General features: G+C 68.9%; 16 protein-coding genes. 4 read left to right on the top strand and 12 right to left on the bottom strand.

Translation table 11 applies throughout. The features are described 5' to 3' along the window. Positions 1-102: 102 nt before the first annotated feature. From AC3DE2_RS11190 to AC3DE2_RS11160, 7 genes are all read right to left on the bottom strand, one after another. Entirely contained in the window at positions 103-1452 is a 1350-nt protein-coding gene (locus AC3DE2_RS11190; protein ID WP_488426228.1) for a septal ring lytic transglycosylase RlpA family protein, read from the bottom strand. Next, positions 1449-2600 carry a lytic murein transglycosylase B gene (mltB, locus tag AC3DE2_RS11185; protein WP_488426499.1) on the bottom strand — a complete coding sequence of 384 codons (1152 nt, stop codon included), beginning with the start codon at positions 2598-2600 and terminating at the stop codon, positions 1449-1451. The genes AC3DE2_RS11190 and mltB overlap by 4 nt, the downstream gene beginning before the upstream one ends. 146 nt (positions 2601-2746) lie before the next feature. Next, positions 2747-3865 carry a rod shape-determining protein RodA gene (gene rodA, locus AC3DE2_RS11180; RefSeq protein ID WP_295382306.1) on the bottom strand — a complete coding sequence of 373 codons (1119 nt, stop codon included), beginning with the start codon at positions 3863-3865 and terminating at the stop codon, positions 2747-2749. Beyond that, positions 3862-5856, bottom strand: coding sequence for a penicillin-binding protein 2 (gene mrdA, locus AC3DE2_RS11175; protein WP_488426226.1), 1995 nt, complete (start codon positions 5854-5856; stop codon positions 3862-3864). The genes rodA and mrdA overlap by 4 nt, the downstream gene beginning before the upstream one ends. 7 nt (positions 5857-5863) lie before the next feature. Further along, positions 5864-6343, bottom strand: coding sequence for a rod shape-determining protein MreD (gene mreD / locus AC3DE2_RS11170; protein ID WP_295382310.1), 480 nt, complete (start codon positions 6341-6343; stop codon positions 5864-5866). Next, complete coding sequence (mreC, locus tag AC3DE2_RS11165; protein ID WP_488426224.1) at positions 6340-7482, bottom strand: rod shape-determining protein MreC; 1143 nt, start codon at positions 7480-7482, stop codon at positions 6340-6342. Before mreC ends, mreD begins: the two co-directional genes overlap by 4 nt. 178 nt (positions 7483-7660) lie before the next feature. Continuing rightward, on the bottom strand, positions 7661-8707 hold the full coding sequence (locus AC3DE2_RS11160) for a rod shape-determining protein (protein WP_141455404.1): 1047 nt from the start codon (positions 8705-8707) through the stop codon (positions 7661-7663). Between the two features lie 333 nt (positions 8708-9040). Between AC3DE2_RS11160 and AC3DE2_RS11155 the strand changes: the two genes are divergently transcribed. Both AC3DE2_RS11155 and AC3DE2_RS11150 read left to right on the top strand, forming a co-directional pair. Further along, a complete protein-coding gene (locus AC3DE2_RS11155) occupies positions 9041-9973 on the top strand; it encodes a carbohydrate kinase family protein (protein WP_295382314.1) in 933 nt (310 codons plus the stop codon). A 250-nt stretch (positions 9974-10223) separates the two neighbouring features. Next, positions 10224-11588 (top strand): GGDEF domain-containing protein, encoded by a 1365-nt coding sequence (locus AC3DE2_RS11150; RefSeq protein WP_488426222.1) that lies wholly within the window; start codon positions 10224-10226, stop codon positions 11586-11588. A 36-nt stretch (positions 11589-11624) separates the two neighbouring features. On the opposite strand, the gene AC3DE2_RS11145 is transcribed toward AC3DE2_RS11150, so the two are convergent. The 4 genes from AC3DE2_RS11145 to ubiE all read right to left on the bottom strand — a co-directional run bounded on the left by AC3DE2_RS11145 (position 11625) and on the right by ubiE (position 16408). Beyond that, complete coding sequence (locus tag AC3DE2_RS11145) at positions 11625-12350, bottom strand: hypothetical protein (RefSeq protein WP_295382317.1); 726 nt, start codon at positions 12348-12350, stop codon at positions 11625-11627. Continuing rightward, on the bottom strand, positions 12347-13327 hold the full coding sequence (locus AC3DE2_RS11140) for an alpha/beta fold hydrolase (RefSeq protein WP_488426220.1): 981 nt from the start codon (positions 13325-13327) through the stop codon (positions 12347-12349). Before AC3DE2_RS11140 ends, AC3DE2_RS11145 begins: the two co-directional genes overlap by 4 nt. Before the next feature lie 3 nt (positions 13328-13330). Beyond that, positions 13331-15262 carry a M1 family metallopeptidase gene (locus tag AC3DE2_RS11135; RefSeq protein ID WP_488426218.1) on the bottom strand — a complete coding sequence of 644 codons (1932 nt, stop codon included), beginning with the start codon at positions 15260-15262 and terminating at the stop codon, positions 13331-13333. A gap of 384 nt (positions 15263-15646) precedes the next feature. Further along, a complete protein-coding gene (gene ubiE / locus AC3DE2_RS11130) occupies positions 15647-16408 on the bottom strand; it encodes a bifunctional demethylmenaquinone methyltransferase/2-methoxy-6-polyprenyl-1,4-benzoquinol methylase UbiE (protein WP_295382321.1) in 762 nt (253 codons plus the stop codon). Between the two features lie 101 nt (positions 16409-16509). Between ubiE and AC3DE2_RS11125 the strand changes: the two genes are divergently transcribed. Together AC3DE2_RS11125 and AC3DE2_RS11120 are read left to right on the top strand one after the other, a co-directional pair. Next, complete coding sequence (locus AC3DE2_RS11125; RefSeq protein ID WP_488426216.1) at positions 16510-18180, top strand: MFS transporter; 1671 nt, start codon at positions 16510-16512, stop codon at positions 18178-18180. Next, a complete protein-coding gene (locus tag AC3DE2_RS11120; protein ID WP_295382324.1) occupies positions 18177-19274 on the top strand; it encodes an HlyD family secretion protein in 1098 nt (365 codons plus the stop codon). The genes AC3DE2_RS11125 and AC3DE2_RS11120 overlap by 4 nt, the downstream gene beginning before the upstream one ends. 10 nt (positions 19275-19284) lie before the next feature. On the opposite strand, the gene AC3DE2_RS11115 is transcribed toward AC3DE2_RS11120, so the two are convergent. Continuing rightward, the gene (locus AC3DE2_RS11115) at positions 19285-20889 is read right to left on the bottom strand and encodes a metallopeptidase domain-containing protein (protein ID WP_488426215.1); all 1605 of its coding nucleotides are present in this window, start codon (positions 20887-20889) and stop codon (positions 19285-19287) included. Positions 20890-20905 lie beyond the last annotated feature (16 nt).

The raw sequence follows: 20905 nt of genomic DNA, 5'->3' as shown, positions 1-20905 counted from the left end.
AGGCCCGTTCGACGAAAACGACATTTTAGGCAGGCATCGGCGGCTGGGAATCCCGCCGGGGCCGGAAACAGGCAAAAACAGGCGAAAAATCCGCCACGCGGCTCAGTCGCGGACCAATTGCGGGCGTCCGAAGCCCAGTCTGGCGATGCGGCCGGCCAGTTCATCGGCGCCGGCCGGGTCGGTCGCGCCGACCCGCAGCCGCCACAGCACCCGTCCATTGCTCTGCACATCGCTCAGGCTGGCGCCGGCGATGCCCGCCGCGACCAGCCGGGCCAGGGCCCGATCGGCGTTTTCGCGGCTGGCGAAGCTGCCCACCTGCAGTTGCAACGGCGAGGCCAGCGCGCGCGGAGGCACGCCGGGCGTGATCGCCGCGCCCGCGGACGCGGTGGCGGGCGCCTGCGCGGTCGCGCGGGCGGGCATGGAAGTGGCGGCCGTCGTCGCATCGGATGCGCCCGGCGCACGCGCGTTCGCCGTCATCGACGCCGGCTTGCCGGTCGCCACGCGCACGCCGTTGGCCTGCATCCAGGCATCGAAGCGTTCGGCGCTGGCGGGGTTCCCGGTATCCGGAATCACTTGGTAGCGGTGGCTGCCGCGCCGATCCCGATCCACCGTGGCCACGACCGCGGCGTTCGCGGCGTTCGCAGCGTTCGCGGCGGCGGCGGCAGGCGCGGCGGTCGGCGCGGGGGTCGAAGCCGGCAGCTTCTCGACCAGCGCGTCCATGCCGCTGCTCGCCGGCGCGGCCGGCGTCGGCCTGGGCGTGGCGGCCTGGGCGCGGCCTTCCTCGCCCGGCGTCAGCGCGCGCACTTCCACCCGGCCGGTGCCGCGCTGGGTGATGCCCAGCTTGTAGGCGGCGGCGTAGCTCAGATCGATCACGCGGCCGTCATGGAACGGCCCGCGATCATTCACCCGCACGATCACCGACTGGCCGTTGTCGAGGTTGGTCACCCGCGCGAAGCTCGGCAGCGGCAGGGTCTTGTGGGCGGCGGTGAAGGCGTACATGTCGTACACCTCCTGGTTGGAAGTGCGGCGGCCATGGAACTTGTTGCCGTAGTACGACGCGGTGCCCTGCTCCACGTAGCCGTCGACCTTGTCCAGCACCCGGTACTTCTTGCCCAGCACCGTGTACGGCGAACGGTTGCCGATCGGCGAACGCGCTTCGGCGGTCACCCTCGGCTCGGCGATGCAATCCAGGTCCGGCAGGTGATCCGGCGTGGTATCGGAGACACCCGGCTTGTACAGGCCACCGGCGGTGTAGTCACCGCGCGTGGACGGGTCTTCCTGCGCCGGGGCATAGAAGGAACAATCCTTGCCGGTGGCGGAACCGCGGCCAGGGTGCGCGGTCGAGGATCCCGGCTTGCCCTTGCTCGACAGCGGCGGGGGAACCGGCTTCTTGGGCGCCGTGCTGCAGGCCGCCAGGCTGAGGGTGAGCAGCGCGGGCAGCAGCCATTTCATGCGGGTGGAATCTCGCGGCCGGCGATGGCCTGGGACAACTGGTACACGGCCATCGCGTACATCTTGGAGTTGTTGTAGCGGGTGATGGCGTAGTAGTTCTGGAAGCCCAGCCAGTACTGCTTGCCGGCGCTGCCTTCCAGCGACACCAGGGTGGCGGTGGCATCCGGCGCGACCGGCTCCAGCGGGCGGTAACCACGCTGGGCCAGATCGGCCAGCGTGTAGTCGGGGGTCCAGGTATCCGGATTGAATTCGGGATAGCCGGTCTGCAGTTCGGCGCGCGCCACCACCGGGCCACCGGGGACCCAGCCACCGCGCTCGCCGCCCTTCTTGCGGAAATAATTGGCAACCGAGGCGAACACGTCGTCGACGCTGTTGAACAGATCGCGACGGCCGTCGCCGTCGCCATCGACCGCGAATTCGCGGTAGCTGGACGGCATGAACTGGCCCAGGCCCATCGCGCCGGCGTAGCTGCCGATCAAGGTGGTGATGTCCAGCTTCTCCTCGCGGCCCAGCGCGAACAGCTGCGCCAGCTCGTCGCGGAAGAACAGCTCGCGGCGCTGTTCGTAGGCGGCGCGCTGGGGATTTCCGCTGCGCGGATAGCGGAACGCCAGCGTGTACAGCGCATCCAGCACGCGATGCTTGCCGGTGTAGCCGCCGTAGCTGGTCTCCACGCCGATGATGGCGACGATGATCTCCGCCGGCACCCCGTAGGCCTTTTCCTCGCGCGACAGCGCGTCACGGTGCTTGGCCAGGAACGCCTGTCCGCCGCTGATGCGCGCGGCGGTGATGAAATTGGGCCGGTACTCGCTCCACGGCTTGACCCGCTCGGCCGGGCGCGACATCAGCGCGATCACGTCGTCGCGGAACACCGCCTGCGACAGCACCGAGTCGATGTACGTCGGATCGACGCCATAGCGCGCCGCGGTGTCGCGCACGAACTTGGCGCGCGCGGTGGCGAAGTCCTCCACCACGATCGGTACGTCGGCCACGCGCTCGACCGATCCCTCCGCCGGCGTGGCGGCCGTGGCATCAGGCCGGGGTGACTGGGCTCCGCTCGCCGCGGGCGCGGCGGTCGGCGGGGTCTTCGGCGGAGTCGCGCAGGCAACCAGGCCGAAGGTGATCAGGCAGACAAGGGCGCGTCGAATCATCGGGCGCGAGGTTAGCACGCTCAACGCCGGGAATCGTGAATGTTTGTGCGGCGGGGATTGGGGATTCGGGATACGGGATTCGCAAAGGCAGAAGCAGCGCTTTTGCTGTTCACGAATCCCCAATCCCGAATCCCCAATCCCCGCCCTCAATACCCATGCACCGGCCGGTGCGCGCGCACGGCCATCACCAGGCCAAGGCCGGCCAGCAGGGAAACCGCGGACGTGCCGCCGTAGCTCAGCAGCGGCATCGGCACGCCGACCACCGGCAGCAGGCCGGAGATCATGCCGCCGTTGACGATCACGTAGACGAAGAAGGCCAGGCCCAGCGAGCCGGCCAGCAGGCGCGAATAGGTGTCGCGCGCCTCGATCGCGATCCACAGGCAGCGTCCGACCACGAACAGGTACAGCGCCAGCACCACCGCCACGCCGATCCAGCCGAACTCCTCGGACAGCACCGCGAAGATGAAGTCGGTGGTGTGTTCGGGCAGATAGTTCAGGTGCGACTGCGAGCCCTGCCCCCAGCCCTTGCCGGCCAGGCCGCCGCCGCCGATCGCGATCTTGGACTGGATGATGTTCCAGCCGGTGCCGAGCGGATCGTTTTCCGGATTCAGGAAGGTCAGGATGCGGTCTTTCTGATACGGCCGCAGGAACCAGAACCACGCCACCGGCGCGGCCGCCGCGACGCTGCCCACGCCCACGCCCACCCACCACCACGGCAGGCCGGCCAGCAACAACGCGAACACGCCGCTGGCCGCCACCAGCATGCCGGTGCCGAAATCCGGCTGCAGCAGGATCAATCCGGTGGGAATGGCGATCAGCACGCCGGCCACGATCACCGTCCGGATCCGCGGCGGCAGCGGCTCGCGATGCAGGTACCAGGCCATCATCATCGGCAGGGTGATCTTGAGCAGCTCGGACGGCTGCAGGTAGAACACCTTCAGGTCGATCCAGTGGCGGCCATGCTTGCCGGTGCCGATGAACAGCACCAGCAGCAGCGGCAGCAGCGATGCCGCGAACACGCCCGGTGTCCAGCCACGCAGGCGCACCGGCGACACCCGCGACAGCGCCCACATCGCCACCAGCCCGACCGCGAAGCGCGCGCCCTGCGCCAGCAGCAGGCGCGAACCCAGATCCTCGCCGCCGGCGCTGTACAGCACCGCCAGCCCGATCGCCATCAACGCGCCAAGCGCGCCCAGCAACGGCCAGTCCAGGGTGCGCAACAGGTAGCGCAGCAGATCGATGGCCCAGCGCAGCAGTTCGATCATGGCGTGCGTCCCGGCGGCGGAGCGGGCGCCGGCGATGGCGCGGCGGGCGTGGACGCGGATGTGCCGCCCGTCGCCGGTGTCGTGGCGGGCGCCGCGGCATTCCCCGGCAACTGCTCGGGATCGCTGCTGGACGCGTCCGGATCGTCCACGCCGTCCGGCATCTTGCCGAGCATGAAGGCATCCAGGATCTTGCGCGCGATCGGCGCGGCGGTGGTGCCGCCGTAGCCGCCGCCCTCGACCGCGACCGCAATCGCGATCGCCGGCGCGTCGGCCGGGGCGAAGCCCACGAACAGCGAGCGATGGCGCAGGTGCATGGGCAGGCTCTTGGGATTGATCGCGGCGGTGCCGCGCCGGCTGATCACCTGCGCGGTGCCGGTCTTGCCCGCCATCAGGTAAGGCGCGCCGCGCGCCATCGAGGCACCGGTGCCGCCCGGCTGCATGGTCGCCATCATGCCTTCGCGCACGACCTGCACATTGGCCGGGGTCGGGCTGATCGGCATCGGCGTGGCCACCGGCAGCGGGGTCCACGCGGCGTCGAAACCGGTGCGCTGGTCCCGCACCAGGTGCGGCTGGCGCAGGTTGCCGTCGGCGACGGCGGAGATCGCCCGCACCAGTTGCAGCGGGGTGACCTTCCAGTCGCCCTGGCCGATGCTGATGTTGACGGTGTCGCCGGGATACCAGCGTTCCTTGCGGCTCTTGGCCTTGTACGCGGGCGACGGCAGGATGCCGCTGATCTCGCCGGTCAGATCGATGCCGGTCGGCTGGCCGAAGCCGTAGCGGGTCATGTAGTCGTCGAAGCGCTCGATGCCCAGATCCAACGCCAGCCGGTAGTAATAGGTGTTCACCGACTGAGCGATCGACTTGCGCAGATCGGTCCAGCCGTGGCCGCCGCGATGCGCGTCGCCCCAGCCGCGGCTGGTGCCCGGCAGGTAGAACATGCCGGTGGACAGCACCTTGTCCTCCGGCCGGCGCATGCCGCTGTCCAGGCCGGCCAGGGCGATCAGCGGCTTGAGCGTGGAGCCGGGCGCGACGCCGCCCAGCACCAGCCGGTTGAACTGCGGGCGCGAGGGATTCTCGTTGAGCGCCTTGAAGTCCTTGCTGGAAATGCCGTTGACGAACAGATTCGGGTCGTAGCTCGGCAGGCTGACCATCGCCAGGATTTCACCCGTGCGCGGATCCATCGCGATGGCCGAGCCTTCGTGTTCGCCGAACGCGGCGACCAGCGCCTGCTGCAGTTTCAGGTCCACGCTCAGGCACAGATCGGTGCCCGCCACCGCCGGCACCCGGCCGACCACGCGCAGCGCGCGTCCTTCCACGTTGGTCTCGACCTTCTCGTAGCCGACCTTGCCGCGCAGCGCCTCGTCGTAATAGCGCTCCAGTCCGGTCTTGCCGATATGGGTGAGCGCGGCGTTGCCCTCGCCCAGCACTTCCAGATCCTTTTCATCGATGCGGCCGACGTAGCCGATGATGTGGGCGAACAGATCGCCGTAGGGATAGCGCCGGGTCAGGTAGGGCACCAGTTCCACCCCGGGGAAACGCCAGCGGTCCACCGCGAAGCGGGCCATCTCATCTTCGCCCACGCGCAGCTTGAGCGTGATCGGGCGGAACCCGCGCGCGCCCTTGCGGCTGGCCTCGAAGCGCTCGATGTCCTCCGGCGCCAGGGCGATGATTTCGCCCAGTTCCTTGATCAGGCGCTTGGGATCACCCGCCTTGTCCGGGGTGACGTCCAGGCGGAAGGCCGGCACGTTCTCGGCCAGCAGCACGCCGTTGCGGTCGTAGATGGCGCCGCGTCCCGGCACCACCGGCCGCGGCTTGATCCGGTTGGCCTCGGAGCGGGTGGCGTACTCGTCGTGATCCAGCACCTGCAGCTTGAAATACCAGCCGGCCAGGCCGATCAGCGCCAGCGCCACCACCACGAAGCCCAGCACCGCGCGGCGCCGGAACTGCTCGGCCTCGGCGTGCGGATTCTTGGCGGCGCGGCGACTGATCATCGCCGGCTCAACCGCGCCGGCCCTGGCGCAGCATGTCCAGCAGCACGTAGATCAGCGGCCACAGCAGCATCCCCAGCAGTGGCGCCCACCAGTAATTCCAGGGCAGCCGGGGTTCGCCGAGCAGCCAGTGGATCGCGGCGTCGACGATGCGGTCGTTGAGCAGTAGGCCGCCAATCGCCAGCGCCTGCTGCGATACCGGGAAGAAGCGCAGCTGGAGGCGGAAGCGCTGCAGGATGAAGGCCATGATCACCAGCCGCAGCGCCTGTTCGCCGAGGAGGCTGCCGAACATCACGTCGGCGATCACGCCGACCGCCATCGCCACGCCCAGGCCGGCGCGTTCGGGCGTCTCGATCACCCAGTAGGCCAGCACCAGCGCCAGCCAGTAGGGACGCAGCGGCTGCAGCATTTCCGGCAGCGGCAGCAGGCCCAGCAGCAGGGCGGCAACGAAGCTGAGCGGCAGGATCCAGCCGCTGCGGATGCGGCTCATCGCGTGGGCTCCGTGGCCGGCGTGGCGGGTGGCGGCGTGACCGGTGCGTTCGCGGCGGCATTCGCCGGCGTGCGGGCCGGGTTGGCGGCGGAGGCGGCGTTGGCCGGCGAAGCGCCCTGTGGGATTCCGGTGGCGCGGTTGCCCGCGGCGGTGTGGCTGCCGGTGGGCGCCGCGCCCATGGCGGCGGTGCCGGCGGAAGCGGGTCCGGTCGGGGTGGAGACGGCGGGCGCGGCGGGCACCGTGGCCGGATCCACCGGCGCCGCGCCGGGCCGGGTGGCCGGCAGCGGCAGGCGCAGCGGTGGCGCCGAGCGCAGCAGCAGGACATCGCGGCCGCGATCCAGTTGCGCGGCGGGATGCAGGTCGCCGACCAGGAAGGCGTGGCTGTCGTCCGGTCGCAGCGCGGTGATGGTGCCGACCGGGAATCCGGCGGGGAAACGCCCACCCAGGCCGGAGGTGACCACCACGTCGCCAACCTTGACCCCGCTGTTGAGCGGAATGTCGGCCAGTTCCAGCAGATCGCTGCGGCCGCGCCCGTAGGCGATCAGGCGCACGCCGCTGCTGGCCACCACCACCGGCACCGCGTGGTCAGGATCGGTGAGCAGCAGGACGATCGCGTGCGCCGGCGTGACCTGGATGATCTGGCCCATCAGGCCACCGGCGTCGATGACCGGCTGGCCGACCCGCACGCCGTCGCCGCTGCCGGCATCGAGCACCAGGCGCTGGCGGGTCGGATCCAGATCGATATCCAGGATCGGCGCCAGCTGCACGTCCAGGCCGCGGCTCTCGGCCACCCCCAGCAGCGCGCGCAGCTGCATGTTGTCGGCCGCGGCCGTGCTGAGCCGGGTCAGGCGGGCATTGGCCACCAGCAGATCGTTGCGCAGCTGGCGGTTCTCTTCCATCAACCGGGTGCGGGTGACCGCGTCATCCTTCACCCGCGTGCCCACGCGGCCGGGCAGTCCGGCCAGCCACCACAGCGGTTGGGTGACCACGCCGACCTGGGCGCGCGCCTGCGACAGCCAGCCGCCGCGGTGGTCCAGCACGATCAGGGCGATCGCCAGCGCCAGGTACCCGAGCAAGCGCAGGGTACTGGCGACTTCTCCAGGGCGCGAGGCGATGGGTGGACCGGCGTAGGGAGGCATCAGGGCCGGGAATCGGGGGTGATGGATCGGGAATGCCGGAACGCGCGCGGGCAGCGTTCCGGATCGTGGGTTTCAGAGGTTGCAACTGCCGGATGTCGCCCCGGCGGACAGGCGCGGGAAGCGGGAACTCGGCAGGAACAGACTTCCATTCTCCGTCCCCGGTTCCCCATCTCCTGCCTCATTCCGGCGCGAAGAACTCGTTGCCGTGCATGTCGACCAGCTCCAGGGCGCGGCCGCCGCCGCGCGCCACGCAGGTGAGCGGATCGTCGGCCACCTGCACGTGCAGGCCGGTTTCCTCGGAAATCAGGCGATCCAGGTCGCGCAGCAGGGCGCCGCCGCCGGTGAGCACGATGCCGCGCTCGGCCACGTCGGCGCACAGTTCCGGCGGGGTCTGCTCCAGCGCCAGCTTGACCGCGCTGACGATGCCCGACAGCGGCTCGTGCAGGGCTTCCAGCACCTCGTTGGAGTTGATCTTGATCATCTTCGGCACGCCCTCGGCGAGGTTGCGGCCGGAGATTTCCATTTCCTGCAGTTCCGGCTGCGGGTACGCGCAGCCGATTTCCAGCTTGATGCGCTCGGCGGTGGCCTCGCCGATCAGCATGCCGTGGTTGCGGCGGACGTAGTTGGTGATGAACTCATCGAAGCGGTCGCCGCCGATGCGGACCGACTGCGAATAGACGATGCCGTTCAGCGAGATCACCGCCACTTCGGTGGTGCCGCCGCCGATGTCGATGACCATCGAGCCGCGGGCCTCGGTGACCGGCATGCCGGCGCCGATGGCGGCGGCCATGGGTTCCTCGATCAGGTACACGTCACGGGCGCCGGCCTCCTCGGCCGATTCCTTGATGGCGCGGCGCTCGACCTGGGTGGAGCCGGCCGGCACGCACACCAGCACCCGCGGGCTGGGACGCAGCACGCGCGACTTGTGCACCTTCTTGATGAAGTACTTGAGCATCGCCTCGGTGTAGGTGAAGTCGGCGATCACGCCGTCCTTCATCGGCCGGATGGTGGTGATGTGGCCGGGGGTGCGGCCGAGCATCTGCTTGGCCTCCGCGCCGACCGCCGCGACCGAGCGGGAGCCACCGATCGCCCGGTCCTGGCGCACCGCCACCACCGACGGTTCGTTCAGCACGATGCCCTGTCCGCGTACGTAGATGAGGGTATTGGCCGTGCCCAGATCGATGGACAGGTCGTTGGAGAACATGCCGCGGAGCTTTTTGAACATCGGGGAGTGGGTCCTGCTGGTGGCGGATCGCGCAGCGGGGCTGGCGATTTTTTGGGCACGAAACGAAGTCGGCTAGCCTAGCAACCCGCCTGTGCGCGGGCAAGGAAAAATCTCGTGAAAACGCGGGAAAAACACGCATGACGAGGACTCGGCGGACAGGAAGCGATACCGCCGGCGCTCCCCGCGTACGGTTCGCCGCGGACGGATCAAGACTGGCCCCGCGCCGCCTCAGCCGGTAACCTTCGCACCGGTCCGCCCGAACCGGGGTGGCCGTCCCGTTTTTCTTGACCGGCCAGGCACGGCCGGCCGCCGCCCACCCGCCGAGCCTTGCCGATGTCCGCACTGATTTGTGGTTCCCTCGCCTACGACACCATCATGGTGTTCCCGGACCAGTTCAAGAACCACATCCTGCCGGACAAGGTGCACATCCTGAACGTGTCGTTCCTGGTCCCGCGCATGCGCCGCGAGTTCGGCGGCTGCGCCGGCAACATCGCCTACAACCTGAAGCTGCTGGGCGGTGATCCGATCCCGATGGCCACCGTGGGCCAGGACTTCGGCCCGTACCGGGAATGGTTCCAGGAACAGGCCATCAACCTGAGCCAGGTCAAGGTGATCGAGGAACTGTTCACCCCGCAGGCCTTCATCACCACCGACCACGACAACAACCAGATCACCGCGTTCCACCCGGGCGCGATGATGCGCAGCTACGAGAACCACGTGAAGGACGTGCCCGGGGTGACCTTCGGCATCGTCAGTCCGGATGGCCGCGAGGGCATGCTGCAGAACGCCGCCGAGTTCGCCGGGGCCGGCATTCCCTTCATCTTCGACCCCGGCCAGGCGATGCCGTTGTTCAACGGCGAGGAACTGCGCCAGTTCATCGAGCTGGCCGACTACGTGACGGTCAACGACTACGAATCCAACCTGTTGCAGGAGCGCACCGGCTGGAGCGAGGCCGACATCGTCAAGCGGGTCAAGGCCTACATCACCACCCGCGGCCCGCACGGCTCGCAGATCCACACCCCGGACAAGACCTACGACATCCCGCCGGCGCACGAGCGCCGGGTCACCGACCCGACCGGCTGCGGCGACGCCTTCCGCGCCGGCCTGATCTACGGCATCGAGAAGGGCTACGACTGGCTGACCATCGGCCGGATGGGCAACCTGATGGGCGCGCTCAAGGTCGAGCATCCCGGCACCCAGAACCAGCGCTTCGACTTCGAAGAATTCAACGAACAGTTCAAGCAGCAGTTCGGATATTCCCTCTGATCCGGCTGATCCGGCGGATCTGACCGATCCGGCAGGGCCCGGCCGGGGCGACGGGATGAAAACCGTCACCCATCCGGCGTAAGGTGGCGGCAAGGGCGGGTACCACCACTGCCCATGCAAGGCGGCAATGGCAGGAACGCAAGACGGACGGCCCCGCGAGGGGAACCCACAGGACAGCGCCCCGGCGGTCCCGCCCTCCCGTTTTTCCCGCGTTTTCCACGCGTTCGCCACGGCGGCCGGCATCGGCCTGATGGTCCTGGCCGCCTCCTGGCTCGGCATCCTGAGCCGCCCCGAGCACCAGCTCGCCTCCTTCTGGCCCACCAATGCCCTGCTGCTGGGCGTGTTCGCCCGCCGACCCTCGCTGGCGACCCCGCTGGGCTGGCTGGCCGCGGCCGCCGGCTATCTGGGCGCGGATCTGCTCACCGGCGGCAGCCTGTCGGCGACCCTGCGCCTGACCGGCGCCAACCTGGCCGGAGTGGCCGTGGGTTGCCTGCTGTTCCACCGCTTCCGCCGCGAGGACCTGGGCCTGCAGCGCGCGCAGTCGATGCTGCGGGTGCTGATGGTGTGTGCCGGCGCCGCCCTGGCCGCGGCGGTGTCCGGCTGCCTGATCGCGCGTTCGGTGATCGGCGCCGACCTGCTCCAGGCCATCGGCATCTGGTTTTCGGCCGAACTGGTCAGCTACGTGGCCCTGGTGCCGGTGGTCCTGCTGCTGCCCTCCCCGCGCAGCCTGGGCCAGGCCTGGCGCGGCCCGCTGGCGCGCTTCCTGCATGAACCCGGGCACCGGCTACCGGCGCTGTCCCTGCTGGCGACGGTGCTGCTGGGCGTGGCGGTCGGCGGCCCCGGCGCCATCGCGTTCCCGGTCCCGGCCCTGCTGTGGTGCGCGCTGAGCTATCGCCTGTTCACCACCGCCAGCGCGACCGCGCTGCTGTGCGTCTGGACCCTGGTGGGCATCGCCAATGGCTGGATCGACCTGCACGTGCAGGACGACATGGCCGCGATCGTGTCGATGCGCATCGGCATGGCGCTGGTCGCGGTGGCGCCGCTGACCGTGGCCGGCGCGCACGCGGCCCGCAACCGCCTGCTCGACGCGCTCAACCACGCCGCCAACCACGATGCGCTGACCCAGACGCTGAGCCGCGGCGCCTTCGAGCGCCGGGGCCAGGCCGCGGTCGAACGCGCGCGGGCGCAGGGCGGCGCGGTCGCGGTGCTGATGGTCGATCTGGATCACTTCAAGGCCATCAACGACCGCCATGGACACGCCGCCGGCGACGCGGTGCTGGTGGCGTTCGCCGAGCGTGCGCACCGGTTGTTGCGCGAAGGCGATCTGCTGGGCCGCTTCGGCGGCGAGGAATTCGCCATCCTGATGCCGGGAGCCGGCGAACGGGACGCGCTGCGGCTGGCCGATCAGTTGCTGCGGGTATCGGCGCAGCCGTTCGAACTGGATGACGGCCGCCGGCTGGACATCACCATCAGCATCGGCCTGGCGATGCAACCACCGCTGGCCGCCGGGGAACCGCTGGAACAACTGCTCAAGCACGCCGACCACGCGCTGTACCAGGCCAAGTTCAACGGCCGCAACCGGATGGAACGGGCGTTGTCGTCGCCGGCACGGTAGGCCGCCGTCCGGCAAACGCCGGGCGGCCTGCGTTGCTCAGTCCCAGCCGGGCATCTGGCTGCCATCCAGGCCGCCGGTCTCGAACATCGCCTTGCGGGTGCCGCCGGCCTTCACCGGGAATTCGATTTCCAGCACCCGGGTCTTGCGCGCGAGTTTCCACAGCGCCTTCTGGTCGGTGATGAACATGGCGATGGCCTCGTCGGTATCCGGGCGCCACGCGTCCATCGTGCGCGCGGGCGCGCCATCGGCGGTGACCTTGACCTTGCAACCGCCCGCACAGCGGAAATCACCGGCCTGCAGCACCAGGTAACTGCTGCGCTTCCACTTGGGGTGGTCGCGGAAGATCAGCTGCACCGGCTTGGCGCCGCTGCCGTCCACGTCCACCGGATCCTTGCCATGGATGGCGGCGGTGCGCTGGGTACCGCCATCGGCGGCGATCTGGGCGTAGTCCCACAGCGCCTGCAGGCGGCGTTCCTCGCGCGCGCCCTCGGCCTTGGCCTTCACTTCCTCCAGCAACGGCTTTATCCGCGCGGCGGCCTGCGTGTCCGGATACTGATCCAGCAGGGCGACGCCGTGGATGCGCGCCATGTCCCAGTCGCGCGACGCCTGCGCGGCATCGAATTTTCCGGCCAACTGGTTGGCCGATTCCTCGTTGGCGGCCGCCTGCGCCTGCGCGGCGGCGCGCTGCTCGGCCTCGCGGTCACCGCAGGCGGACAGGGCCAGGACGCCGGCAAGGACGGGAACGATCAGGATGCGTTTCATCGGGGGACTCCATTGCGTATCAGGTAATCGACGGCGGCGGCGACCTCGTCGGGACGCTCCATGATGGACATGTGGCCGCAGTCGGACAGCCGCACTTTAACCGCCTGCGGGATGCGTTCGCCGTAAAGGTCCAGCGCGCTGGGATCGATCACGCGATCCTGCGCGCACCACAGCAGCAGGGTCGGCTGGCGGATGCGCGCGGCGGCCTGGCCGGGCAGGAAAGCCTCCGGTCCGCGGCCGATCCGATCCAGCACCGCCTGCTCGAACGGCGCCTGCGCGCGGCGCCAGTCGATGACCGCGCGCGAGGCCGGCCAGGGAATCAGCGGTTTGGCTTCCTCGCGATGGAACACCGTATCGAGGTAGCGCCGTAGCGAGGCTTCATCCCGCACCGCGAACGGGTTGTGCCCGGCCAGCACCTGCTCGCCGAACACGTTGTCGCGGAAGCGCACGCCGGCGGCGTCGACCAGGCCGACACGATCCACCAGATCCGGGCGGTCCGCCGCGGTCAGCGCGACGATGCCGCCGCCCATCGAGTGTCCCAGCAGCACCAGCGGGCTGCCGGGGCGACGCGCGACCCGGGCGATGAATGCCGCGACCCGCCGGTTCTGCGCGTCGAAGCCATAGTCCTCGCCGGGCTTGCGCTCGCTCGCGCCCCAGCCCGGCAGATCCGGAATCACCACCCGGTACTGGCCCGCCAGGCGTTCGGCCAGCGGATACCAGTTCTCCTTGCTGCCGGTGAAGCCGTGGATCATCACCAGCGTCGGTGCCGCCGGATCCTTCGCCTCGCGCTCGACATAGGCCCAGCGATGTCCGGCCACCTCGACCTCACGCGGGGACAATCCGGCCGACCAGCGCTGCCGCGCGAACTCCGCGCGCACCAGGACCATCGGATCGCGCCAGACCCACAGGGCCAGCGCGCAAACGAAAACGGTCGCCACGATGGCGACCGTTTTCCAGGAGATGCGCCGGCGACGCATCGCTTACTTGCTTTCGCCCGCCTTGGCCTTGGCCAGCAGGGCCTCGACCGACGCGGTGGTGATCGGGTGGTAACCCGGCTTGGCGCGGGCGAAGCTTTCCTCGGCGAAGGCCAGCCCGTCCGGGGTTTTCACCAGTTCCTCGTAGATCGGCATGATCAACTTGCGGCGACCGACGCGCTCGATGAACTTGCCCAGCTCCGGACGCGCGTCCAGGTAGCCGCTGCGCACGGCGAGCGGATACCAGCGCATGGCGATCTCGCCGTTCTGGGTACCGGTGAAGTGGTAGGCCTTGTCCAACTGCGCCAGCTGCTCGACGGTCAGCTTCTCGCCCATGCCGTTGATGAAGTTCACCCACTGCTGGGTCACCCAGCCCGAGGTCACCTGCGGGTTCGGCAACTGGCCGCTGCCCAGCCACGCGATGCGCGCGGTGTCGGTGCTGGAGAAGCCGCGCGACTGCGCCTTGGCGGCGAACGCCGGAATGCCGGGTTCATTGAGCCAGGCATTGAGTTCGGCCTCGGTCACCGCGTTCGGGTTCTTCGGCAGCAGGTTCTTCTTCAGGTAGTCGACGAACTGATCGGTGGTCGCGCTCTGGAAGGCGTGATCATCGAACCAGCTGCGCAGGAATGGATCGAAGGCGGCGCGGCCGAAGCGCTCTTCCAGGAACTTCAGGAACCACGCGCCCTTGACGTAGGCGACCTGGCTCAGCGAATCGTCCGGATCGCGATCGGTCAGCGGTGGCAGCGCCAGCGCCTGATCCGCAGGCGACATGTTCTTCACTTCGCCCAGCAGTTCGGTCTGGTCGATCTGGCGCTCCATCTCGGCCAGTTCCTTGCCGTACAGCGCCTCGGTGATGCGGTCCTGCACGTAGGTGGTGAAGCCTTCGTTGAGCCAGATGTCCTTCCAGCTGGCGTTGGTCACCAGGTTGCCCGACCAGCTGTGGGCCAGCTCATGCGCGATCAGCGAGACCAGCGACTTGTCGCCGACGATCACGGTCGGGGTGGCGAAGGTCAGGCGCGGATTCTCCATGCCGCCGAACGGGAACGACGGCGGCAGCACCAGCATGTCGTAGCGTTCCCAGCGGTACGGGCCATACAGCGACTCGGCCACGCCGATCATCTTCTCGGTGTCCTCGAACTCCTTCGTGGCCTTCTCGACCATCGCCGGCTCGGCCCATACGCCGCTGCGGTTGGAGATCGGCTTGAAGGCCAGGTCGCCCGCGGCGATCGCCAGCAGGTAGGACGGAATCGGCTGCGGCATCTTGAAGCTGTAGTCGCCATCGCGCGGCGCGGCCGGATCGTTGTCGGCGCTCATCAGCACCATCACGTCCGGACGCGAGGTCACGTGCGCGCTGTAGGTGAAGCGCACGCTCGGGGTGTCCTGCAGCGGCACCCAGCTGCGCGCATGGATGGCCTGCGACTGGCTGAACATGAAGGGCAGCTGCTTGCCTTCGGTCATCGACGGTTCGAGCCACTGCAGGCCGGACGCCTGCGGCGAGGTCTTGTAGGTGATGCGCACGTGCGCGTTCTGCGCCGGCGCCTCGATGGTCAGCTTGCTGCCGAAGATCCTGTCGGCCTGGGCCAGGTTGAACTGCAGCGGCGCCCAGGCGCCGGCCGCGTCCTGGCCTTCGACCTTCTCCACGCCCAGGTCGCGGGTGTCCAGCACCAGTTGCCTGGCGGCCTTGTCCTTCCACTCCAGCGTGTAGCTGGCGGTGCCGGCCAGTTGCCTGTTGTCGAAGTCGACCGCCAGGTCCAGCGCGAGATCCTTGATGACGACCTTGCCGGGTTCGGCGTAGGAGCTTTCATCGTGGCTGCGTTCGGTCTTCACGGCGGTCGGCGCGGGCTTGGCGGCGGGTGCCTCGGGGGCGGGGGCGGATTCTTGGGAGCAGCCGGCCGCCAGCACGGCGGCGCAGGACAGGGACAACATTACGGCGCGCATCAGGGATTCCTGCGTCAGGGAAGCGCGCAGTTTACCTGCCCGCCGCCGGGATGCCTTGATGCGGCGCAGCTTGGGGTGGCTCCAAAGGCAAATCCCCCTCGGTCCCCCTTTTTCGCTTTCAACCGCCGAACGGCGGGTCAAAGGGGAGGAAAAGCCGGCCATTGCGAGCACATGACGATGTGATACCCCCTTTTTCCAAAGGGGGAGGAAAAGCATGGCTTTCACTTCCAAATGCACCGCCGCCTGGTCAGCCCCCCCTTTGCAAAAGGGGGCGGGCACCCGCGCCAGCGGGTGTCGGGGGATTGACCCGCCATCCGGCTGTTGAGGAGCGCTTGCCCTTCGCGCGGAACCTGGCTCCCCCTTCCATGAAGAGGGAGGACCGCCTTACACCCGATAACCCGTATGCACCGCGACGATGCCGGCGCTGAGGTTCTTGTAGCTGGCGCGGGCGAAGCCGGCTTCGTCCATCATCGCCTTCAGCTGTTCTTGCGGCGGATGCTTGCGGATGCTCTCGGCCAGGTACTGGTAGCTGCCGGCATCCCGGGCGAACAGCTGGCCCAGCTTCGGCAGCACCTTGAACGAATGGAAGTCATAGACCGGCTTGAACCACTCGGCGGTGACTTCCGAGAACTCCAGCACGCGCGCCTGGCCGCCGACCTTCAGTACCCGGTGCATCTCGCGCAGCGCCGCGTCCTTGTCGGTGACATTGCGCAGGCCGAAGGCGATGGTGACCAGATCGAAACTCTGGTCGGGAAACGGCAGCGCCTCGGCGTTGCACTGGACGTAATCCAGCCCGGACACCAGCCCGCGATCGGTCATGCGGTCACGCCCCACCGACAACATGCCGGCGTTGATGTCGCCGAGCACGATCTCGCCGGTCTCGCCCACCCGGTCCTTGAGCAGCGCGGCGATGTCGCCGGTGCCGCCGGCCAGATCCAGCACGCGGTCGCCGCGCTTGACCTGGCAGGTGCCGACGAAATAGCGCTTCCAGACCCGGTGGATGCCCAGGCTCATCAGGTCGTTCATCAGGTCGTACTTGCCTGCGACCGAGGTGAACACCTCGCCGACCAGTTTCTGCTTGTCGCGGGCGGCGACGTCGCGGAAACCGAAATGGGTGGTGCCGGATTGGTAGGGGGATTCGCTCATGGGACGGATTATCGCACCGTCGGCGGCATCTTGCCGGCGCGCCCGTGGGACAATACCGTGGTGACAACGCCATTCGTCTTCCAGAGGATGCCGACCCGCCCGTGAGCAGCCGCTACGTCCCCCGCGAATGGCTGCCGCACGAGCGCCCCACCTTCCCCGGGTCGCCCTCCACACCGCTGCACCCGGTCCGCCGCCGCATCCAGTTCGCCATCGTCGGCGTGGTGGTCGCCCTGACCGGTGGCCTGAGCAACGCGCTGGTCACCGCCAACCTGCTGAACCTGCAGGGCACCCTGGGGGCCTACGCCTGGGAAATGGCGTGGCTGCCGGCCGCCTACGTGATGACCAACGTCTCGGCCAACCTGCTGCTGGTCAAGTTCCGCCAGCAGTACGGCCTGCGCCTGTTCACCGAGATCTTCCTGGTCCTGTATGCGCTGATCGCCTTTGCCCACCTGTTCGTGAACGACCTGGGCTCGGCGATCGCCGTGCGCGCCGCGCACGGCCTGGTCGGCGCGGCGCTCAGCACCTTGGGCCTGTACTACATGATCCAGGCGTTCCCGGCGCGGATGCGCCTCAAGGCGGTGGTGATCGGCCTGGGCCTGAGCCAGCTGGCGCTGCCGCTGGCGCGCCTGTTCTCCACCGAACTGCTGCAATACGGCGAGTGGCGCGGCCTGTACCTGTTCGAACTGGGGTTGGCGATCGTGGCGCTGGCGTGCGTGCTGGTGCTGAAGCTGCCTCCCAGCGATCGCACGAAGGTCTTCGAGAAACTGGATTTCCTGACCTTCACCCTGTTCGCCGGCGGCGCGGCGTGCCTGGCCGCGGTGCTGTCGCTGGGTCGCTATCTGTGGTGGACCGAGAATCCGTGGCTGGGGGTGGCCCTGGCGATGGCGATCGTCCTGCTGGTCAGTTCGGTGGCGATCGAGCACTACCGCAGGAATCCGCTCATCAACACGCGGTGGCTGGCCAGCGGCACCATGCTGCGGCTGGCGCTGTCGATCCTGCTGATCCGCATCGTGCTGTCCGAGCAGAGTGTCGGTGCGGTGGGTTTCATGCAGAACCTTGGGCTCAACAACGACGAACTGCACACGCTGTATGCCTGGGTGCTGGTGGGTTGCGTGGCCGGCATCGCGGCCAGCGCGCTGCTCATCCGCCCGCAGCACACCGCCCAGCACCTGATGTTCGCGGTGCTGCTGATCGCCACCGGCGCGTTCATGGATGCGCATTCGAACAACCTCACCCGTCCTGCGCAGATGTATGTCAGCCAGTTCCTGCTGGCGTTCGGCAGCACTTTCTTCATCGGCCCGGCGATGATCAGCGGCATCGGCGCGATCCTCGCCCAGCCCGGCAACCTGATCAGTTTCGTGGTGCTGTTCGGCATGACCCAGAACATGGGCGGCCTGCTCGGCTCGGCGCTGCTGGGCACCTTCCAGGTCATGCGCGAGAAGTTCCATGCCAGCCAGCTGGCCGAACACGTCACCCTGCTGGATCCGCAGGTGGCGGCGCGGCTCCAGGGCACGGTCGCCGGCTACGCGCACAACGTCGGCGATCCCTCGCTGCGCAATGCCCAAGGCATGCGCGCGCTGGGCGCGACCGTCACCCGCGAAGCCAATGTGCTGGCCTACAACGACGTGTTCCTGGTGGTGGCCTGGCTGGCGATCCTCACCCTGCTCTGGATCTACGCGGATCTGTGGTGGCGGCGGTTGAATCCACCCACCCCGGCCGCGCCCTCCACCGCGCCACCTTCTTCTCCTTCACCGCAACCGACGCAAGCATGAACACAGCCGCCTCCGCTTCTCCCGACGCCGAACCGGCCGCCCGCCGGGCCGCACGTCGCCGACGCCGCCTGCTCGGCCTAGCCGGTTTCGCGCTGCTCGCCCTGCTGGGCGTGGGCATCGTGCTCTATGCCTGGCAGCTGCCGCCGTTTACCAGTGCGCTGCAGACCACCGAAAATGCGATGGTGCGCGGACAGACCACGCTGATCAGTCCGCAGGTCAGCGGCTATGTCACCGAGGTGCCGGTGCAGGATTTCCAGCACGTACGCAAGGGCGCGCTGCTGGTGGCGATCGACGATCGCATCCATCGCCAGCAACTGGATCAGGCGCGCGCGCAGTTGCAGGCCGCCGAGGCCAATCTCGCCAACTGGACCCAGCAGCACCGCAGCGCCGAGGCCAACGTCGCCCAGAGCCGCGCGGTGATCGCCAGCAATGCCGCGCAGGAGCAGCGCACCCGCTCGGCGCTGCGCCGCGCCGATCAACTCGCCCACGAGCGGCTGCTCTCGGAACAGGATCGCGATACCGCCTTCGCCGCCAATGCGCAGGCCGAGGCCAACCTCAGCCAGGCCCGGGCGGGGCTGGAAGTCGCCCGCCAGGGCGTGCGCAGCGTCGACGTCAACCACGCCGCGCTGGAAGCGGCGGTGGCCAGCGCGCGCGCCGCGGTGCAGCTGGCGCAGATCAATTTCGACAACACCCGCATCCACGCGCCGCGCGACGGCCAGCTCGGCCAGGTCACCGTGCGCCAGGGCGCTTACGTCACCAACGGCACCCAGTTGATGGCGCTGGTCCCGGACACGATGTGGGTGATCGCCAATTTCAAGGAAACCCAGATGGCGCAGGTGCGGCTGGGCCAGCCGGCCAGCTTCACCGTGGATGCGCTGGGCGGGGAACGCCTGCGCGGACGGGTGCTGGAAATCTCGCCGGCGACCGGCTCGGAGTTCAGCGTGCTGCCGCCGGACAACGCCACCGGCAACTACGTGAAGATCGCCCAGCGCATTCCGGTCAAGATCGCGATCGATTCCGGACAGGCCGCCGCGGCCCGGCTGCGCCCGGGCATGTCGGTGGTGGTCAGCGTGGATACCGCCGCCGCCCGCTGAAACACAGGCATCAGCGGATCCGGCGGCGATCCCGGAATGGCGCGCGTCGCTGCAGCGCCGGACGCGGACTGATGCGGTGGTTCCCGACCGCCGCGGGTGCCTGCGAACTGGCCGGCGGCGTGCCCGTGCGCGGGCGCAGGGGACCGCCGGTGACCTGCCCTCCCGCGGTGAGCGTGACCAGGAACCCGCGCGCGGTGGCGCCGTCCACGCGCAGCCGATAGCCGCCATTCGGCGAGGACCAGGTCTCGCCGACCTTGAACATCGAGCCTTCGTTGTTGGCCACGTTCGCCGGCGGGAAATCGGCATCCTCGCTGTAGGCGGTTCCGCCACGCACGCGATGCACGATCACCGCGGTGCCGGCGAGTCCGCCCTCGTAGGCGCCGGCCCGGTTGCGCGCCTCCAGCGTGTAGGAAACCGTGAAGGCGGGATCGATCTGATCCGGCGTGTTCAGCACCACCAGCTGGCGGCCGGTGCCATCGGCCAGCGCCGCGTACTCCAGTTCGAACTGCCAGCTGCCACTGAGGCCATCGGGTACTACCCATTTACGCGCGCTGGCCACCCAGCCCAGGCGGTCCCGCTGGATCATGTTGATGTGCTTGGGCCGCGTACCGTAGACCGGGTCGGCGACCGCGTTGCGCCAGCCATCGCTCATCACGTCCCACGGATTGTCGTAGGTATCGTCGTCGCCATCCGAGTTGTCCGAATGCGGCAGGCCGTAGCCATGTCCCATCTCGTGCGCCAGCGGCGCCAGGTTGGCGAACGACCACGGCGGATTCCAGGTCGCGCGCGGGCATCGGCGCGCGCCATCCATCACCGCGCATGCGCCGCCACCCCAGGCATAGCCGTCCAGATCGCCGTTGAACATCATGTTGATGCCCTGCACGCCGGTGAAATCGACCTGCGCGTCCGCCGCGGCGACGCAATCCTGGAACAGGCTGTCCAGGTTGGCATCGTCCTTGCCATCGACGGTGGTCACGTAGCCGGATCTCGGCTTCGGCAGCGTGAACCAGCCATAGGCGGAGCTTCCCGCCAGATTGATCTGGCCGTAGGAAACCTCGCTCCAGTAATGCCCCAGCTGTCCCACCGCATTGCCGTACTGGCTGGTGAAGAACGCCTTGTCCTTCTGTTCGGTGGCGATGTCGGAGAACTTGCACATCACGGTCACCCAGCGGGTGTTGCCCATCACCGCGGCGGCGGCGGACACCTGCTTGCCGCCAAGCACCGGCGCCGCCTGGGCCAACCCGTCCGCGGGCACGATCGCGTCTGCGAACCGTTCCCTGGCGGAAACCCCCTGCATCCGGGTCGGCAGCGACACCGCAACCCGACGGTTGGCCAGCGCGTATAGGTCCACCGCGGCGCGTTTCGCCTGATCGGGATCCAGCGGAATGCTGCGGCCGTCATCGGCCAGCAGCACCGCGCGCAGGCGCGCCGGACGCGCGATCCGTGGCCCCGCCACCGGCGCGGGATCGCCCCAGTGCAGGGCCAGGCGGCCCTGGACGATGGTGGTATCCGTGGTTTGCGCCCGCGCGTCCGCCGCGCCGAAGGCGGCTCCCGCCATCGCGAGGCAGGCGAACCACGCGGCGTGCCAGCGCGACGATAGATTCCGGTGTTCCATGCGGCTCCCCTTTTTT

Source organism: Pseudoxanthomonas sp. 68-E7, assembly GCF_057773145.1.
This window is presented reverse-complemented; position numbering and strand designations above follow the sequence as displayed.

Coding starts and splice junctions, on each gene's coding strand:
- AC3DE2_RS11190 (WP_488426228.1), bottom strand. CDS start 1,452: ATGAAATGGCTGCTGCCCGCGCTGCTCACCCTCAGCCTGGCGGCCTGC.
- mltB (WP_488426499.1), bottom strand. CDS start 2,600: ATGATTCGACGCGCCCTTGTCTGCCTGATCACCTTCGGCCTGGTTGCC.
- rodA (WP_295382306.1), bottom strand. CDS start 3,865: ATGATCGAACTGCTGCGCTGGGCCATCGATCTGCTGCGCTACCTGTTG.
- mrdA (WP_488426226.1), bottom strand. CDS start 5,856: ATGATCAGTCGCCGCGCCGCCAAGAATCCGCACGCCGAGGCCGAGCAG.
- mreD (WP_295382310.1), bottom strand. CDS start 6,343: ATGAGCCGCATCCGCAGCGGCTGGATCCTGCCGCTCAGCTTCGTTGCC.
- mreC (WP_488426224.1), bottom strand. CDS start 7,482: ATGCCTCCCTACGCCGGTCCACCCATCGCCTCGCGCCCTGGAGAAGTC.
- AC3DE2_RS11160 (WP_141455404.1), bottom strand. CDS start 8,707: ATGTTCAAAAAGCTCCGCGGCATGTTCTCCAACGACCTGTCCATCGAT.
- AC3DE2_RS11155 (WP_295382314.1), top strand. CDS start 9,041: ATGTCCGCACTGATTTGTGGTTCCCTCGCCTACGACACCATCATGGTG.
- AC3DE2_RS11150 (WP_488426222.1), top strand. CDS start 10,224: ATGGTCCTGGCCGCCTCCTGGCTCGGCATCCTGAGCCGCCCCGAGCAC.
- AC3DE2_RS11145 (WP_295382317.1), bottom strand. CDS start 12,350: ATGAAACGCATCCTGATCGTTCCCGTCCTTGCCGGCGTCCTGGCCCTG.
- AC3DE2_RS11140 (WP_488426220.1), bottom strand. CDS start 13,327: ATGCGTCGCCGGCGCATCTCCTGGAAAACGGTCGCCATCGTGGCGACC.
- AC3DE2_RS11135 (WP_488426218.1), bottom strand. CDS start 15,262: ATGCGCGCCGTAATGTTGTCCCTGTCCTGCGCCGCCGTGCTGGCGGCC.
- ubiE (WP_295382321.1), bottom strand. CDS start 16,408: ATGAGCGAATCCCCCTACCAATCCGGCACCACCCATTTCGGTTTCCGC.
- AC3DE2_RS11120 (WP_295382324.1), top strand. CDS start 18,177: ATGAACACAGCCGCCTCCGCTTCTCCCGACGCCGAACCGGCCGCCCGC.
- AC3DE2_RS11115 (WP_488426215.1), bottom strand. CDS start 20,889: ATGGAACACCGGAATCTATCGTCGCGCTGGCACGCCGCGTGGTTCGCC.